Consider the following 17830-nt stretch of genomic DNA (forward strand, 5'->3'; position numbering starts at 1 on the left):
GACTTTTACAAGTAAGATACAGTGTGTTTTTGAGTTTAGATATTTCTTCAGTTCACTTTTTCCATGGAAGGTCTTTGAGCGTTTGTTCAATTCTTGTCGTGAAACATAAGTTGAATGGCATAGATATTGCTCTTGCTCAGACAAATGGGAATTTAACAGTTGTTATATTTCCAACGTATATAAAAAAGGTTGATTTATATGAGTGCAGCAGAAATTGTTGATTGGTTTAATGGTATTATCTGGAGCCCAGCGCTAATCTATTTATGCTTAGGTGCCGGTTTATTTTTCTCTATTCTTACGCGGTTCGTTCAAATTCGACAACTCAAAGAGATGGGAAGGTTATTAATAAAGGGAACATCTTCATCACAGGGGATTTCATCTTTTCAAGCTTTATCTGTTTCGCTTTCTGGTCGTGTCGGTGTAGGTAATATTGCTGGTGTTGCAGCAGCAATTGGTTTTGGTGGTCCTGGTGCCGTATTTTGGATGTGGGTTGTTGCATTCTTAGGCGCAAGTACTGCTTATGTTGAATCGACTTTAGGTCAAATTTATAAAGTAGAATATCAAGGTCAATACCGTGGTGGGCCTGCTTTCTATTTTGATAAAGGCTTAGGCCAACGTTGGTTAGGTATTTTATTTGCGATCGCTGCAATTATTTCTTGTGGCTTGTTCTTACCAGGTATTCAAGCAAATGCAGTTGGAAATGCATTTACGCAGATCACTGGTCAGGGTGCGATCGTCTTTGGTAATGTTGGTGTATATAAGCTTGTCGCGCTTGTAGTAATCGTAACCTTATTATCGATCATTATTTTTGGTGGTATTAAACGTATCGCACGATTCGCGCAGTTCGTTGTACCATTTATGGCACTAGGCTATATCATCATGGCGTTGGTGATTGTGTTTATTAATATTCAAGAGCTTCCGAATGTTATTCGCATGATCTTCGCTGATGCCTTTACACCTATGGCGGGTGTGGGTGCTGCAATTGGCTGGGGGGTAAAACGTGGTGTTTACTCAAATGAAGCTGGACAAGGTACAGGACCTCATGCTGCAGCTGCAGCTGAAGTTCAGCATCCAGCTCAACAAGGTCTAGTACAGTCTTTCTCTGTTTATATCGATACGTTATTCGTTTGCTCCGCAACAGCTTTTATGATCCTGATTACAGGAATGTATAATGTTCAGGGTACTTTAGAAGCGGGTCAATTCATTGTCCAAAACGTTGGTGCAACTGTTGAGATTGGCTCACCAGCCTTTACTCAAATGGCGGTCAGTACTGTTTTTGGTGGTTTTGGTCAAATCTTTGTAGCGTTGGCAGTATTCTTCTTTGCTTTCACGACCATTATTGCTTACTACTATATTGCTGAAACCAACATTACTTACCTCAGCTATATCACAAAAACGCCTTCATTAATGTTCCTCACCAAATGCTTCATTATTGCAGCAGTTGTTTATGGTGTAATTAGTGCAACTGGTTATATTTGGGGCATCGGTGATATTGGTGTTGGTTTAATGGCATGGATTAACATCATTGGTATTATCTTGACTTACTTCATCTGGAAGCCGACGATTAAAGCATTGCGTGATTATGAGAAACAGCAAAAAGCTGGTGTAACTGAATTTACCTTTGATCCAGTTAAACTTGGTATCCGTAATGCAACATTCTGGGAAGATCGCCTCAAGAATAAATCGAAAAAAGATTAAGTCTTGACGACATCATCTTTATGTTCTACTTAAAAGCAGCCTATATGGCTGCTTTTTCGATTTTTACTTGAAATATTAATGAATATAGGCGATGAATTGGTAAGTGGAATGAAATAGCATATTCCTTCAGGACAAAATAAAAATAGCGTGTTAGATTGATCCAAAGTGATCTTGCGTGTCAGGTAACAATGAGTTGAATGCTATTAACAAAGAAAGCTATTTTTAAAGTATTGGATCATTTCTTCAGAAATTGGCGTTTTTTTATGTTTAGACTTTAGCCTGTCGATTGATCACGCTATACTGCTGCGAATCGTAAAAGTTAGGTGCTCAGATGCGTCCAGTCATTTGTTCTATCAGTGTGTTACTGAGTTGTGTTGTTTTGACAGCATGTGGTCAGTCAGGTGCATTGCAATTACCATCTGATCCAAATCATGATAAACGTGCAAAATACTTGCTTTACAAGAATGAAACATCTCCAGCCAAAGTTTCTTCTGATGTAAATACAGAGGATAGCAAGGTAGATAACCAAACCGCACAACCTTCGACTCAATCTCAGACCACTTCACCTTAAGTTTGTATATAAGGACATCTTCATGAGTTTCACTCGCATTAATGGAGTATTGCATGCAGAGCAATGTTCATTAGACCAGCTCGCACAGCAATATGGCACACCTCTATATGTTTATTCCAAAGCAACTTTGGAAAAACATTATTTGGATATGGATCGTGCTTTTGATTTTATTGATCATCAAATCTGTTTTGCAGTGAAGTCAAACTCAAATATCGCTGTTCTCAATGTCTTGGCAAAATTGGGTGCAGGTTTTGATATTGTGACGGGTGGTGAACTTGCGCGTGTTTTAGCTGCTGGCGGCGATCCTGCAAAAATCGTATTTTCAGGTCTGGGTAAATCTGAAGCAGATATTGAGAAAGCATTAACCGTGGGTATTGCTTGCTTCAATGTAGAGTCACATGCTGAGTTGGATCGAATTCAAAAAGTTGCAGCAAAGCTCGGCAAAAAAGCACCGATATCGTTGCGTGTTAATCCTGATGTGGATGCAAAAACGCACCCGTATATTTCGACCGGCTTAAAAGAAAACAAGTTCGGTATTCCGAGCGATGCAGTCGATGCAACATATCAATATGCAGCGTCTTTATCAAATTTAGAGATCGTGGGTATTGATTGTCATATTGGTTCGCAGTTGACAGAAACCAAACCATTCGTTGATGCACTTGATCGCGTCATTTTAATGATTGAGCAGTTGAAAAAACTTGGGATCAACCTCAAACATATTGATATCGGCGGTGGTTTAGGTGTTTGTTATAAAGATGAAACACCGCCAACGGTGGCTGAATATGCAAATTCAATGCGCCCAGCTTTAGAAAAATTGGGTTTAAAAGTTTATATGGAGCCAGGACGGAGTATTTCAGCCAACGCAGGTACTTTACTGACCAAGGTTGATTTGCTAAAGCCAACCAACCATCGCAACTTTGCAATTATTGATGCAGCAATGAATGACTTAATTCGTCCTGCATTATATGAAGCTTGGATGGATATTCAGTCGGTTAATCCAAATTCAGATGTTGAAGTAAAAACGTGGGATCTGGTTGGTGCTATCTGTGAAACTGGTGATTTTTTAGGTAAAGAGCGTAATTTGGCTCTACAAGAAAATGATGTGTTGGCTGTTTTGGGTGCTGGTGCATATGGTTTTGTGATGAGTTCAAATTATAATAGTCGTGGTCGAGCTGCCGAAGTAATGGTCAATGGCGATCAGGCCTATTTAATTCGCGAGCGCGAAACAATAGAATCACTCTGGGAAAAAGAGCGTTTGTTGCCTGAGGAGTAAATTGGATGTTTTTAGAATTTACCAAAATGCATGGTTTGGGCAATGATTTTATGGTCGTTGATCTCATTACCCAGCGAGCTTATTTAGATACCGTGACGATTCAGCGTTTAGCTGATCGCCACTTTGGTGTGGGCTTTGATCAGCTTTTACTTGTTGAGCCACCTGATTTTCCAGATGTAGATTTTAAATATCGTATTTTTAATGCGGATGGTTCCGAAGTTGAACAATGTGGAAATGGGGTTCGTTGTTTTGCGCGTTTCGTGCATGAACGTCGTTTAACCACTAAAACTAAGATTCGTGTACAGACCAAAGCGGGTATCGTAGAACCTGAGTTGGGGGCTAATGGTTGGGTTCGCGTGAATATGGGGCCACCCAAATTTCTTCCAGACGAGATTCCGTTTGTGACCCAAGTCGACGAAGACATTGAGGGTTTATATTCCTTAGAGCTTGCTGATGACAAGAGCATCAATATTGATGTGGTCAATATGGGCAATCCGCATGCAGTGACCATTGTTCCTGATGTCTTAACTGCGGATGTGGCTGGAATTGGCCCACAAGTCGAATCACATGTGCGCTTTCCAGAGCGAGTCAATGCAGGCTTTATGCAAATTTTGGATGAAAAGCATGTGCGGTTACGCGTATTTGAGCGTGGTGTTGGTGAAACTTTAGCTTGTGGTACAGGTGCATGTGCTGCAGCTGTAAGCGGTATGCGTCGCGGTTTACTTGCGAGTGAGGTTGAAGTTCAACTTGCAGGTGGTAAGTTGCATATTGCATGGCGTGAAGGTGATGTCGTCTGGATGACGGGTCCAACTGCATATGTATATGAAGGGCGTTTGGATTTGAGATATTTTCAATCTTAATGCACTTAAGAGCACCAGATCATGGTGCTCTTTTTTATTTTAATAGTTCGAAGTTGCTGATGAAGAATAAAATTATATTTTTACCGGGTGCATCTGGCGATCTAAATTTTTGGCAACCTGTAAGTGATTTGTTGCCTGATAAATATGACAAAGAAATTATAGGTTATCCTTCATTTGGTTGTGTTGAAGCAGATAAAAATATAGAAAGCTTCGAGGCATTGATTGATTATGTGATCGGAAAAGTTCAACAAGAATGTGTGATCGTCGCTCAATCAATGGGTGGGATTTTTGCAGTTGCCTCTGCTTTAACTAAACCTGAATGGGTAAAAGGATTAGTATTGGTTGCCACGTCTGGTGGTATTCCGCTGGAGCCTTTTGATGTTCAAGATTGGCGTGAAGGGTATAGCCAGCATTTTTTACAATATCCTGATTGGTTTGTGACAGCCAATATTGATTTTGACGCCGAGCTAGATTCAATTGATATTCCAGTATTGTTATTGTGGGGAGATCAAGATCCATTGAGTCCACCCACTGTCGGGGAATATTTAAATCAACGCTTTCCAAATGCTGAACTGCACATTATAGAGGGTGGTGATCATCAGTTTGCTCATACACATGCACAGCAGGTCGCAGCATATATCAATACTTATTTGAATCGTCACGATTCAAATTAACGTTTACTAAACGCAAGTTTGAGTGCAAACAGAATAAAAATACTACCTGTAATTCGATCCATATAGCGAATAAATTTGGGTTGTTTCAAGTAATGCGAAACCGTTTGCATGGCATAGATGAGGAACATTGACCAGATAAAACCAATGACCACATGAATCATGACTAACCCCATCGTCCAAGCAATTGGTGAGGCGGATTGCGGAATAAACTGAGGTAGAAACGAAATATAAAAAATACCAACTTTAGGATTCAGTAAATTACCTAAGAAACCTTTCACAAACCAGTTCTGAGTTGAATGCGTTGTGGGAGTATTTGTGAGCTGTGCGCGAGGTTTTAGGAGCATATTGAGCCCAAGCCATGCAAGATAGAATGCACCCATCCACTTTAAAATGTTGAAAGCTAAATCCGAAGTCATTAATAATGCCCCTAGACCGCAAGCCACGATCAGTCCCCAAGCAATACAACCAAAGTTAATTCCCAATGCTGCTTGAAAGGCTTTTAATTTGCCTTCGAGTGTTGCAGTACGAATAATCAAAGTTGTGTCTAGACCAGGAGTGATCGTAAGTAGTGTAATTGCGATTAGATAAGGGATTAGAATTGTTGTCATGGCAGTTGGCGAAAGTCTAATGCTTGAAATTTATTGTATTACAATGATCGATGATCTTCGAGATTTGTTTAATACTGAGAACAAACATTGTTAAAATATCACGATAAAGGAAATAGGATGGAGAATGACTTGGAAACTCCTGAAAAGCTGCTGTCAATGTGGTTAAAAGAACGAGTGATTCAAAATCAGTCAGCGCATACTATTTCCGCTTATCAACGTGATCTGACTGATTTCTTTAAATTTTGTGAATATAAACAGTTACAGTTAGAAGATGTTGAAGCATCAGATTTAAGAGAATACTTGGCGTCTCGGGTAGAACAGGACCAATTGAGCTCCAGTAGTTTGCAACGACATTTGACTTCTATTCGTCAATTTATGAAATGGGCAGCGCAAGGACGATACCTACAGCATAATCCATCCGCTGATTTTAAGTTAAAGCGTCAACCTAGACCTTTACCGGGTATGATAGATATTGAAACGGTCAATCAAATCTTAGATCAGACTGCACCAGAGAAACTGATTGATCAACAGCTATGGTTGAGAGATAAAGCCATGCTGGAACTTTTATATTCGAGTGGGTTACGTTTGGCAGAATTGCAAGGCTTGACCATCAAAGATATTGATTTTAATCGCCAGCTATTACGTATTACGGGTAAGGGCAATAAAACCAGAATCGTCCCTTTCGGACTCAAAGCAAAACAAAGTTTAATTGAATGGCTGAAAATTTATCGCATTTGGCAAGGTGGTTTTACGGCGGATTCGGCGGTGTTTATCTCACAACAGGGACGTGCCTTGATGCCGAGGCAAATTGAAAATCGAGTGAAATTACAAGCCCAGCGCGCAGGGGTGAATGTTGACTTACATCCACACTTGTTAAGACATTGTTTTGCGAGCCATATGCTTTCAGCGAGTGGAGATTTGCGTTCTGTACAGGAAATGTTAGGGCATAGCAATTTATCTACTACACAAATATATACCCATGTAGACTTTGATCAGTTAGCAAAAGTTTATGATCAAGCCCATCCTCGAGCGCAAAAAACTAATTCTTGATATATTATGTTGCAAAATTGCTTGTTTAATAGTCGATGAATTTTCCACTTTCTCTAGAAAGCTCACTAAATTATGACGCTTACTTTATTGCCAGTTTTTTTATATAGTTGATGACTGTTTAAGGTGATGGGAAATGATCTATCGTAGATCATTCTAAATTGAAGAATAAAGTTTGTTTTAGGTCTTTGAATTACTTAAAAGATTAAAAAAATCAAAATGTAATATTCATTCTGCTGATAAATTAAAACTCCTAAATGAATAATTGTTTTGAATTAGTGAACTGGGCATTTCATCTTTTTTATTGCGCTAGTGGAAATTGTGACTTGACCGAAATGCCAAATACATTGCAAGATAGGGCACCTAAAAAGTTTCATTCGAAGAGTTAGAATACTCTTTACTACATTTACTTGCTTAGAACAGCCGAGGATTACATGAAGGCTCTTGTTGCTGTAAAACGTGTGGTTGATGCCAACGTTAAAGTTCGTGTTAAGCCGGACAATAGTGGGGTTGACCTTACTAACGTTAAAATGTCTATCAACCCATTCTGTGAAATCGCAGTTGAAGAAGCGGTTCGCTTAAAAGAAAAAGGGACGGTTACAGAAATCGTTGTTGTTTCAGTGGGTACTAAAGATGCGCAAGAACAACTTCGTTCTGCAATGGCTTTAGGTGCTGACCGTGGTATTTTAGTTGAAACTGCTGATGAAGTTGGCGCTTTAGAAGTTGCTAAAATCTTGAAAGGCGTAGTAGATGCTGAGAAACCTGAACTTATCCTTCTTGGTAAACAAGCGATCGATGATGACTCTAACCAAGTAGGTCAAATGCTTGGTGCTTTACTTGGCGCTGGTCAAGGTACTTTCGCATCTGAAGTTAAAGTTGATGGTGGTAAAGTTCAAGTAACTCGTGAAATCGACGGTGGTTTACAAACTGTTGAGCTTGGTCTTCCAGCAATCATCACAACTGACTTACGTTTGAATGAGCCACGTTATGCTGCGCTTCCAAACATCATGAAAGCGCGTAAAAAGCCGCTTGATACTAAGTCACCTGCTGATTTTGGCGTTGCAACAGGCACTAAACTTAAAACCATTAAAGTTGAAGCACCTGCTGAACGTAAAGCTGGCGTACAAGTGAAGTCTGTAGATGAGCTTGTTGAAAAATTGAAAAATGAAGCGAAAGTGATCTAAGGGAGTAAAATCATGAGTATTTTAGTTATCGCAGATCACAACAACCAAACTTTGAATGGTGCAACATTAAACGTTGTTGCGGCAGCTCAAAAAATCGGTGGTGACATTACTGTATTAGTTGCTGGTTCTGGTGCTCAAGCAGTTGCTGACGCTGCTGCTAAAGTTGCTGGCGTAAGCAAAGTATTACTTGCTGACAATGCTGCTTATGCAAACCAACTTGCTGAAAACGTTGCTGGCTTAGTTGCTGACATCGCGAAAGGTGGTTACAAATACGTATTAGCTGCTTCTACAACAACTGGTAAGAACCTTCTTCCACGTGTTGCTGCACTTCTAGATGTAAGCATGATCACAGACATCATTGCTGTTGAATCTGCAAATACTTTCAAGCGTCCTATCTATGCAGGTAACGCAATCGCAACTGTTCAATCTGATGAAGCTATCATCGTTGGTACAGTTCGTGGTACTGCATTTGATGCGGTTGCTGCTGAGGGTGGTTCTGCTGCAGTTGAAGCTGTTGCTGAAGCAAACGATGCTGGTATTTCTAAGTTTGTTAGCGAAGAAATCGTGAAACTTGATCGTCCAGAATTAACTGCTGCACGTATCGTTGTTTCTGGTGGTCGTGGTGTAGGTTCTGGTGAGAACTATCACAAAGTACTTGATCCATTAGCTGATAAGCTTGGTGCAGCACAAGGTGCTTCACGTGCTGCGGTTGATGCTGGTTTCGTACCAAACGATTTCCAAGTAGGTCAAACTGGTAAAATCGTTGCGCCGGACCTTTACATGGCGATCGGTATCTCTGGTGCAATCCAACACTTGGCTGGTATGAAAGATTCTAAAGTTATTGTTGCAATCAACAAAGACGAAGAAGCGCCAATCAACAGCGTTGCTGACTACTGGTTAGTTGGTGATTTGAACACTGTTGTACCAGAATTGGTATCTAAACTTTAATTCTTTGAATTAAGTTTAAAAGCGCCCCTGCGCAGACAGCTAAAGCGAAGCTTTGCTGTTCTGCTCAGGGGCGCTTCTTTTGATCTATGCGACTCAAAAGTCAAAAGTGTACTTTTGAGTACACTTTTGTTAAAATAGAAACTTCGATCCGTTTTGGATAGGTTTTCTCCCCGAATGAAATTTGATTTTCGCTTTAATTCTGTAGCGCTGGTTTTGTGCGCGCTTTTATTGGTGATTTTATATTCTGCTTTGTCTCATGTCTCATTATTAGCCACCTTGAATGTGCACTTAATAGAGAATCTTCAGGCAATTCTATTATTGATTTGTGTACCGTTTACTTGGTTTTATATGAGACCTAAAACACTCACAGAGCAAAAAAAATGGTTTTGGTTGTGGGCGATGGCATGGTGGTTGATGTTCTTTGGGCGTAGTATTAGTTGGGGGCGTGATTATTTCCCAGAAGTTCCGCATTTGTATTTTAGATTGATTTCGATTGTTGTGATCGCGCCTGTGGTTTTTATGCTGTTTTCACCTAAATTACGAGCTGAAATTAAATATAAGTTTCAATCAGTCAAATTTCCATTTTGGTATTTAATTATTGCCGTTGTTTCACTACTTTTTGCAGATAGTGTAGAGCACCATCGTTTGATTGATACGTGGATATTTAATAGTGCAATTAGCCCAGATATTGTAGAGGAACTATATCAGCTCCCGTTTCTTTTAGCACTATTCTTTTCAGCTTTTTACTTTATGCAGAAAGATAGAAAATCTGTAGTGAAAATCTCGATTTCACCTATGAATTCGCAACAGCTTTCTCAGTAAAGCATCCATTTTTTAGTATTTTAAGTTGATTGTTTGCTGATGTGTATCCTGTTGATTGGATGCCTAATCTGACATGGATTGTCGATCTTTTATCCAAAAAGGTATTTTTTCTTTTTTTATCGTGATTTTTAGAATCTAGTAATTTTAAGTCTTTAATATCTATATGGTTTTTATTGTAAAAAAATGCTAATTTCACTGAGCTAAATTCCCTGTTAATCAGTTGTCTATGCTATAATTCTCCGCTGTATTTTTTATTTTTGGTTCAAGTTTTTTGAGCTGAATTTTTGCAAGATTGAAGACATAAAAACAGGTAGAGCCTTCTACTTGTAAACAAGGAGTATGCATGAGCGTATCGGAAATCAGACCGATTGCCATTGAGGACGAACTCAAGCATTCATATCTAGATTACGCAATGAGCGTAATCGTATCTCGTGCATTGCCAGATGTTAGAGACGGTCTAAAACCTGTTCATCGTCGTGTATTATTTGCAATGCATGAATTGGGCAATGATTATAACAAAGCGTACAAAAAGTCTGCCCGTGTTGTCGGGGATGTGATCGGTAAATATCACCCTCACGGTGATAGTGCTGTATATGAAACGATCGTCCGTATGGCACAGGACTTTAGCTTGCGCTACATGTTGGTTGATGGTCAAGGTAACTTTGGTTCTGTCGATGGGGATAGCGCAGCAGCCATGCGTTATACCGAAGTCCGTATGCAAAAGTTAACCCACGAGATCTTAGCAGACTTAGAAAAAGATACGGTCGATTGGGAAGACAACTACGACGGCTCTGAGCGTATTCCTCAAGTCATGCCTACACGTATTCCAAATCTGTTGATTAATGGAACCACAGGTATTGCAGTTGGTATGGCGACCAACATGGCGCCACACAATATGACTGAGGTGGTCAACGCTTGTTTGGCTTATGCAAATAATCCGAATATTTCTGTAGAAGGTTTGATGGAGCATATTACGGGCCCAGACTTTCCTACAGGTGGCATCATTTATGGTAAATCGGGTATTGTAGACGCTTACCGCACTGGTAAAGGTCGTCTTCATATCCGTGGTAAGTATCATTTCGAAGAAGATCAAAAAACGGGTCGTACGACTATCGTCTTTACTGAAATTCCATATCAGGTCAATAAAGCAAAAACGATTGAGCGTATAGCTGAACTAGTTAAAGAAAAGAAACTTGAAGGAATTTCTGAACTTCGAGATGAGTCAGATAAGGAAGGGATGCGTATTGCAATTGATTTGAAGCGTGGCGAAAACGCGGAAGTCATTGTAAATAATTTATTCTTACACACCCAACTGCAAAACTCTTTCAGCATCAATATGGTCTGCCTAGATAATGGTCAGCCAAAATTGATGAATCTTAAAGATATTATTGCGGCATTTATCCGTCACCGCCAAGAAGTTGTGACACGCCGCACCATGTATGAGCTTCGCAAAGCACGTGAACGTGGGCATATCTTAGAAGGTTTGACTGTTGCATTAGCGAATATTGATGCCATTATTGAAACCATTAAGACTTCTGCCAATCCTAGTGAAGCACGTGAGCGTTTACAGGCTGGTGAATGGGCTGGTGGTGGTGTTGTCGCACTTCTAGAAAAAGCTGGCGCTATTTCAGTTCGCCCAGATGAAATTGAAGGGGAAGATCCTGCACGTCCATTTGGTCTGTCAGGAGATATTTATCGTTTATCACCAACACAGGTGAATGCGATTCTTGAATTACGTTTACATCGTTTGACGGGTCTTGAACAAGATAAGTTGCACGCTGAATATACTGAGATTTTAGGTCAAATTGCTGAATTAACGGCGATTTTAAATGACTTTAATTTATTGATGAACGTAATTCGTGAAGAGCTTGCTTTAATCCTGCAACAGTATGGTGATGCACGCCGCACAGAAATCGTTGAATCTGGTGTTGATTTCTGTCGTGAAGACTTAATCCCTGAAGAACAAGTGGTCCTCACTGTTTCTCAAACAGGTTATGCAAAAACGCAACCACTTTCGGATTATCAAGCTCAACGTCGTGGTGGTCGTGGTAAATCTGCAACCTCAATGAAGGATGATGACATTATTCAGCATTTGATTGTTGCATCGAACCACGCGACAGTATTGTGCTTTACCAATGTTGGTAAAGTTTATCGCTTGAGAGTGTTTGAGGTACCTCAAGCCTCTCGTGGTGCTAAAGGACGCCCGATGGTGAACTTGTTACCATTGGAAGCGAATGAAACAATTACCGCGATCTTACCGTTGACGGAGTTCCCTGAAAATCACTATGTCTTTATGGCTACGGCATCAGGTACGGTGAAACGTGTGGAATTGGCACAATTTAGTAATATCCGTGCCAATGGTTTACGTGCTATTGAGTTAAACGAAGAAGATACCTTGATCGGTGTTGCTATTACGGATGGTAATCAGCAGATCATGTTGTTCTCAAATGAAGGTAAAGCGATTCGTTTTGCTGAGACAGATGTTCGAGCAATGGGACGTACTGCGAAAGGTGTACGCGGTATGCGTGTTAGTTTCGCAAGTAACACGATCGACGTAGAAGATGCTGAAGTTGAAAATGATGACAGCGATGATAATGACGATTCTTCTGATTCTAATGTTGTAAGCCGTATTGTTTCACTTGTTGTTCCAGAAACAGGTGAAGTGTTATGTGCTTGTGCAAATGGATATGGTAAGCGTACTCCAGTTGATGACTTCCCGACCAAGAAACGTGGTGGTAAGGGTGTTATTGCGATTAAAACGAGTGAGCGTAATGGTGAGTTAATCAGTGCTGTATCGATTGATGAAACCAAAGAGCTGATGTTGATTTCTGATGGTGGTACTTTGGTTCGTACACGTGCAGCAGAAGTGGCAACCACAGGTCGTAACGCACAAGGTGTTCGTCTGATTCGATTGAGTGACGCTGAAACATTAGTTGGTGTTGTATCTATTGAAGCTGTAGAAGAAGACGAAGAGTTAGAGACTATAGAGCAATCAGTAGAAAATACTGAGCTTGATGCAGTAAATTCTGAGGAAGCTTTAGTAGAACCTAAAGATGATACTCCAGAAGCTTAAGTGATAAGTTGTTAAAAAAGGAAGCTAATTAGCTTCCTTTTTTATTGGCTTTAGCATGACTAAACGATAATAAGAGCAAGCCAACAAGATTCCACCAAGAGTTGCTAAATAAATCAGTTTAGGTATCACGATTGCTGTAGGTACTCCCATCTGATTTAATTGCACAAACATTTGAACACCATGTGTAGATGGAAGAGTCCAAGCTAAGTATTGCATCCATTCAGGCATAGCTGCATGTGGCCAAGCAGTACCTGTTAATAAGAAAAGAGGGACTGAGGTGACAACAATTAAATGTCCTACACGTTCAGGCATATCTACTAAAGATCCAACCAGCATCGCTAGACCGATAATACAACTTACATAAACTGGCGTTGCAAGCAGCGTTCCCCAGAAATTTCCACCATGAGGATAGTCATAAAGCCAAAATGTAAAACCGAAGAGATATAAACAACCAAGACAACCTATTGTGAGAATTGCTGTAAAAGTTGCCCAAAACTCGATTGGTTTTGCGATCCAACCTGATTCACGATAGCTCGCAATCAACATAGCCAGACCTAATAACAGTGTCTGATGAATAATTAAACTCGCAACAGCGGGAAAAATATAACTTCCATATCCAGATAATGTATTAAATAACGGAATATCGTGGATTGGCAGCTCAATTTCAAATTGGGAGGCTTCGCCAAATTTTTCCAAATGCTCTTTCAGTGTATATTCGATCGAGGTCGCAAGACCTGTAGCAGCTTCTTTAGTTTGTAAAAAATATGCTGTACTGAGATAAAGCCCAATCCCTCCCATTTCACCACGTCTGAGGCTTTGACTCAGGTTTTCTGGAAGTAATAAGATCGCTTCAGCTTTTTTGGTTTTTCACCATTTGTTCTGCTTCAAGGAAGTTCCCTGTGACAGCCTGTATCTGGATATGGGGGCTACTAGCAGTTTGACTAATAATTTTAGAGCTTAAAACACTTTGTTCTTCATCAACAATCACGATCGGAATATTTTCTGCAACTTGCGCTTTATAGGCAGTTGGATAGAAAAAGCTATACATGAGGATAGAGGCAATCAGTGTGGTAAACACTGAGTTATTTTTCACAATATTTTTGAAAGTTTGTTTGTAATAAAAGAAAAATGATTTCATGAGTGAATCTCCTGAACATTTTTCCTCAATAAACGAAGACTTAATAAGCTAAATATCACTGCAAAAACGAGCAGAATAATGAAAGGTATAACTGAAATAATGACATCGCTTCCAATCACCCATTGCTCAGTTTGTAATTTTGCGTAAGGGGTAAATGGAATAATCATTGACCATAATTGTGTAAATGCAGGAGCATTATTTAAGGGGAGTGTGACACCTGCGAAACTCATGGATGAGCCACCATATAGTGCGATAAAACCAAAACTTTTAGGCAGGTCTTTGGTAGCTAAGATAACGCTACTGCTGATCATGGCATAGGCAAAATAAAACACAAACTGAGCGATCAAAAGAAAGCTAAGTGAGCCTGCGATAAAATAACCTTTGACCTGGCTGAGCCAGAACATCCAGCACCATGTCCAGAAACAAAAAATCAGCACATAAAGCAAAATTTTTCCAAAAAATCGAGAAACAATCTGTGTTGAACCTAGCCATTCTGCAAAGGTATGACGCTTAAATTCTTGCCCGATTGCGAATGCAATACAACAACACAGCAATAAATGGAGTACTGCAGGAACAATGAACGGTCCTAAAAATAGCTCATAACTCATGCTGGGGTTATATAGCATCGAGACTTTGACATGTGGCGTAGGGAATTCAGCATAAGGGATTTTATTTGCTAAATAACTGTTACCTAAATAGTCGCCAATGGCATTGAGGGTGCTACTTTGCATTGCTGAAGCAATGGTATTGCCAATAGTAAAAAAAGATTGGTTATACGCCATACTAATTTGAGCATTTTTTGCCTGAACAAGTCGTTGCTCCGCACCTTCAGGAATGAAAACAAAACCCCAAACCTGAGTACTATTAATCATACGTTCAACTTCGTCTTGACTTGAACTGATAGTCTTTACACTTAGACTTGGGTTAATACTGAGGTTATGAATGATTTGTCGGCTTAATTGGCTTTGATCTTGGTCAACAATGGCAATCGGTAAGTGCTCAGCTTTTCCAGCCGAAAGCATGCTGGTAAAAAAGATGATGATCAATAAAGGCATAATGATTGCCATAAATGCATCTACTTTATGGCATTTTAAATAACGCAACTCTCGAAGCATTGCAGCAAACATTGGTTATTTTGCCTCTTTAATTTTAAAAAGTACGCTCATTCCAACTTTAAGATCTGGAATAGATTGCTCAGGTACTAAGTGGAATTTAAAGCTGCGAATATCATAACCACCCGTTTGACGTGTGGTTTTAATGGTTGCAAAGTCTCCTTCAACATCAATGTTCTTCACTTTAAATGTGACTTTTTGATTCAGCGCAGGTACGAAACCATCTAAAGTTTTGTTTTGATATACACTTTCATACATATCTTCACGGACATTTAAACTGACCCACATCTCATGGTCTTCAATAATACTGACGACAGGCACACCAGTTGCGACTAACTCTGTTGGTTTGCCATAGGTTTTCGATACAGTACCGTCGACCGGTGAATAGAGCTTGGTTTCTTCTGTCAATGCATTTGCTTCTTTGACAGCAGCTTGTGCCATGGCGACTTTTGCATCGGCAGTTGATTTCTGTTGTTCGGTGCTACCACGTTTAGCGCGTGCATATTGTTGATATGACGCCTCAGCAGTTTCACGGGCAGAGGTTTGTGCCGCAAGCATCTCATCACGACGTTGACGAGAAATCACACCTTGTTGATAGAGGTTTTCACCTCGTTTATAGGTTGTTGCTGCAAGTTCTGCTTGCGTTTTTAAAGCTTGCCAGTTGGCATACAGAGTTTCAATAATTTCTTGTTGAGAACCACGATAAACGGTTGACTGGAATGCCATTGCACTTTGCAAGGCGGCTTGGGCTTGTTCTTTTTTGGCTTCAAGTTCGGGACTCACAAAGCGAATAAGCGCTTGCCCTTTTTTTACGGCTTGTCCTTCAGTTACATAAAATTCTTCGATACGACTAGCTACTTTGGTGCTGATGTTTATTGTTTCAGCTTCAACTCGTCCTTGTAATTCAACTGCTTGGGGTTGATATGCTTTCCATAAACCATATGCAATTAAGCCAAGCAAAATAAATACAATAATTAGACCAATAATTTTAGCTTTACCTTTCTGGGGTGGTTGCGCTGGTGGTTCCTGAGTATTTGATGGTGTAGCAGTCTTGTTAGTGTCAATTTGTTCTGTTGAAGATGCTTGCTCATTTACGACGTTAGTCGTTTGCGTTTCATCCGCTTTTGCCACGTTATCTGTATCGCGTTTTGAATTGGATGATGATTGATTTTGGCTCATAAATGTCTCCAATTAACGGATAAAATCAGTACGTGGTTGATTAACATAGAGCTTGAACTCGTCAATCGAGCCATAGCTTTGTAATAGGGTTGCTAAAGATAAAATATATTTATATGCATTGATTGCCATTTCACTTCTCAATGCATTCAATGCATTTTGTGCATCGATGACTTGAGTTGCAGTTCCCATACCTTCCTTAAAGGAAAGTTGTTGAATACGTAGATTCTCTTGTGCTGCTTTGGTGTTTTGTGTCAATAGTTGGTGGCTGGTTTGCGAAGCATTCAATTCGCTATAGGATTTGTACAGCACATTTTCAATTTCTTGCTTGGTACGTTCTGTCATGAGTTCTGCCGCATAACGTTTTAGTTCTGCTGCATGTACGTTTTTATTTATATCGACACCAGAGAATAAATTGTATTTTGCCATAACGCCAATGATCCAATTTTCTTTCTCATCTAAACCATATTCACCAAAAGCAAAGACACTTGGCTTTTTAGCTGCTTGCTGAATTCGGACATTTTCATTGGCTAGCTGTGTGTCCATTTGCAGTTTTTTGATGAGGCTTGAATTTTGGTCGTAGTTTGCAAGTAGCTTATCTAATGAATGATTTTGATCTGTATTTACGAATAGGGGAGTGCTGAGATTTAATGGCGCTTTAGTTTGCAATAAATTTTGTAAACTAAACTGACTCGCTTGTAGATTCGATTGTGCATTTTGATAGGTACGTTGCGCATTATTACGAGCAACTTCAAATTGCATGCGTTGTCCTTTATTTATAAAACCCTGCTTTTCTAACTTTAATGCATTGTCATAATGTTGTTGCATTGCATTTAGATTAAATAAACTGGTGCTTAATAATTGTTGCTGCAATTGCACATTAAAATAGGTCTGAATCATTTCAAAACGCTGAGAATCTTGTTGCTGTTTCTCACTGATGTCAGAACGCTTGGATTGAATACTGGCAATTTGTTTGGCACTACTGATTTTTCCACCTGTATAAAGTGGCATGACCATAGAAACAGATGTTCTCACATCATGATCTTTAATGGTGACATCTAAATTATTGGGTACTTTATTTAATCCATCACTGACGGTTTGATCAAAACCTTGGCTGACTTGATCGATGACTTCTGGTGGGAACACATTTCCCCATTGAGATAATTTGTCATCAAAACCACGTGTAAGTGAGTTTTCTAATCGGCGTTTACTTGACTCTAAAGGAACACTTGTTTCACTATGAAAAGAATAAGCACGTGCATTTAAATCAATTCGCGGAAGCCCTAAATGTTTGACAGCTTCCATCTCTAAGCGAGATGCTTGTTGAAGTGCCTGCTGGGCTTGAGTTGAATATGCATTTTCTACGACAAATTTCTCTGCTTCACTATAGCTGAGTGTCTGAGCAAGTGTAGATGTAGAAAATAAGGCATAACTGATTAAACTAATACAGAGACTTAGCTGTTTTGGAAACCGTGTGACCTTAGAACTCGGTCGATTATGTCGCTTCAACATTATGGTATGTCGCACTTTAATAATATCCTGAGTGAGTCTAAATTCTTTTTATAAAATTAAAATAATATTTTTTAATTAAATAGTTATATTGCTGATGTTGATGTATCAAATTTGTAAAAAGTAGAGTTTTTAAG

General features: G+C 39.6%; 15 protein-coding genes and 1 pseudogene. 11 read left to right on the top strand and 5 right to left on the bottom strand.

The annotated features are described in order from the left end of the window. From HMPREF0023_RS16890 to HMPREF0023_RS07825, 6 genes are all read left to right on the top strand, one after another. The coding region (locus HMPREF0023_RS16890; protein ID WP_223804344.1) for a hypothetical protein at positions 1 to 221 on the top strand (221 nt) is incomplete at its 5' end. Beyond that, a complete protein-coding gene (locus tag HMPREF0023_RS07805) occupies positions 199 to 1698 on the top strand; it encodes an alanine/glycine:cation symporter family protein (protein ID WP_008941732.1) in 1500 nt (499 codons plus the stop codon). The genes HMPREF0023_RS16890 and HMPREF0023_RS07805, both read left to right, overlap by 23 nt. Before the next feature lie 331 nt (positions 1699 to 2029). Then, positions 2030 to 2269, top strand: a complete 240-nt coding sequence (gene lptM / locus HMPREF0023_RS07810; RefSeq protein WP_005086194.1) for an LPS translocon maturation chaperone LptM — start codon at positions 2030 to 2032, stop codon at positions 2267 to 2269. Between the two features lie 22 nt (positions 2270 to 2291). Next, on the top strand, positions 2292 to 3542 hold the full coding sequence (gene lysA / locus HMPREF0023_RS07815; protein ID WP_017396691.1) for a diaminopimelate decarboxylase: 1251 nt from the start codon (positions 2292 to 2294) through the stop codon (positions 3540 to 3542). 5 nt (positions 3543 to 3547) lie between these two features. Beyond that, positions 3548 to 4402: a diaminopimelate epimerase gene (gene dapF, locus HMPREF0023_RS07820; protein WP_008941734.1), complete on the top strand. Its 855-nt coding sequence runs from the start codon at positions 3548 to 3550 to the stop codon at positions 4400 to 4402. Between the two features lie 59 nt (positions 4403 to 4461). Continuing rightward, positions 4462 to 5076, top strand: a complete 615-nt coding sequence (locus HMPREF0023_RS07825) for an alpha/beta fold hydrolase (RefSeq protein ID WP_034437357.1) — start codon at positions 4462 to 4464, stop codon at positions 5074 to 5076. Here HMPREF0023_RS07825 and HMPREF0023_RS07830 read toward each other — a convergent pair. After that, positions 5073 to 5684 (bottom strand): LysE family translocator, encoded by a 612-nt coding sequence (locus tag HMPREF0023_RS07830; protein WP_008941736.1) that lies wholly within the window; start codon positions 5682 to 5684, stop codon positions 5073 to 5075. The genes HMPREF0023_RS07825 and HMPREF0023_RS07830 overlap by 4 nt on opposite strands. A gap of 156 nt (positions 5685 to 5840) precedes the next feature. Here HMPREF0023_RS07830 and xerA point away from each other — a divergent pair, with 156 nt between their 5' ends. The 5 genes from xerA to gyrA all read left to right on the top strand — a co-directional run bounded on the left by xerA (position 5841) and on the right by gyrA (position 12758). Then, a complete protein-coding gene (gene xerA / locus HMPREF0023_RS07835; RefSeq protein WP_161984870.1) occupies positions 5841 to 6734 on the top strand; it encodes a site-specific tyrosine recombinase/integron integrase in 894 nt (297 codons plus the stop codon). Positions 6735 to 7165: 431 nt separating this feature from the next. Beyond that, a complete protein-coding gene (locus tag HMPREF0023_RS07840; RefSeq protein WP_004640177.1) occupies positions 7166 to 7915 on the top strand; it encodes an electron transfer flavoprotein subunit beta/FixA family protein in 750 nt (249 codons plus the stop codon). A 12-nt stretch (positions 7916 to 7927) separates the two neighbouring features. Continuing rightward, positions 7928 to 8863 (top strand): FAD-binding protein, encoded by a 936-nt coding sequence (locus HMPREF0023_RS07845; protein WP_004640175.1) that lies wholly within the window; start codon positions 7928 to 7930, stop codon positions 8861 to 8863. A gap of 174 nt (positions 8864 to 9037) precedes the next feature. Then, entirely contained in the window at positions 9038 to 9685 is a 648-nt protein-coding gene (locus tag HMPREF0023_RS07850) for a hypothetical protein (RefSeq protein WP_008941738.1), read from the top strand. 343 nt (positions 9686 to 10028) lie between these two features. Beyond that, positions 10029 to 12758, top strand: a complete 2730-nt coding sequence (gene gyrA / locus HMPREF0023_RS07855; RefSeq protein WP_008941740.1) for a DNA gyrase subunit A — start codon at positions 10029 to 10031, stop codon at positions 12756 to 12758. A gap of 24 nt (positions 12759 to 12782) precedes the next feature. Here gyrA and HMPREF0023_RS07860 read toward each other — a convergent pair. From HMPREF0023_RS07860 to HMPREF0023_RS07875, 4 genes and pseudogenes are all read right to left on the bottom strand, one after another. Further along, a pseudogene (locus HMPREF0023_RS07860) lies at positions 12783 to 13896 on the bottom strand (ABC transporter permease). Continuing rightward, positions 13893 to 15023: an ABC transporter permease gene (locus HMPREF0023_RS07865; protein WP_004640160.1), complete on the bottom strand. Its 1131-nt coding sequence runs from the start codon at positions 15021 to 15023 to the stop codon at positions 13893 to 13895. Before HMPREF0023_RS07865 ends, HMPREF0023_RS07860 begins: the two are co-directional and overlap by 4 nt. Positions 15024 to 15026: 3 nt before the next feature. After that, positions 15027 to 16187 carry an HlyD family secretion protein gene (locus tag HMPREF0023_RS07870; protein WP_004757626.1) on the bottom strand — a complete coding sequence of 387 codons (1161 nt, stop codon included), beginning with the start codon at positions 16185 to 16187 and terminating at the stop codon, positions 15027 to 15029. A 12-nt stretch (positions 16188 to 16199) separates the two neighbouring features. Then, a complete protein-coding gene (locus HMPREF0023_RS07875; protein WP_008941743.1) occupies positions 16200 to 17696 on the bottom strand; it encodes a TolC family protein in 1497 nt (498 codons plus the stop codon). Positions 17697 to 17830 lie beyond the last annotated feature (134 nt).

Origin of the sequence: Acinetobacter sp. ATCC 27244 (genome assembly GCF_000156555.1) — a bacterium.
Classification (GTDB): Bacteria; Pseudomonadota; Gammaproteobacteria; order Pseudomonadales; family Moraxellaceae; genus Acinetobacter; species Acinetobacter haemolyticus.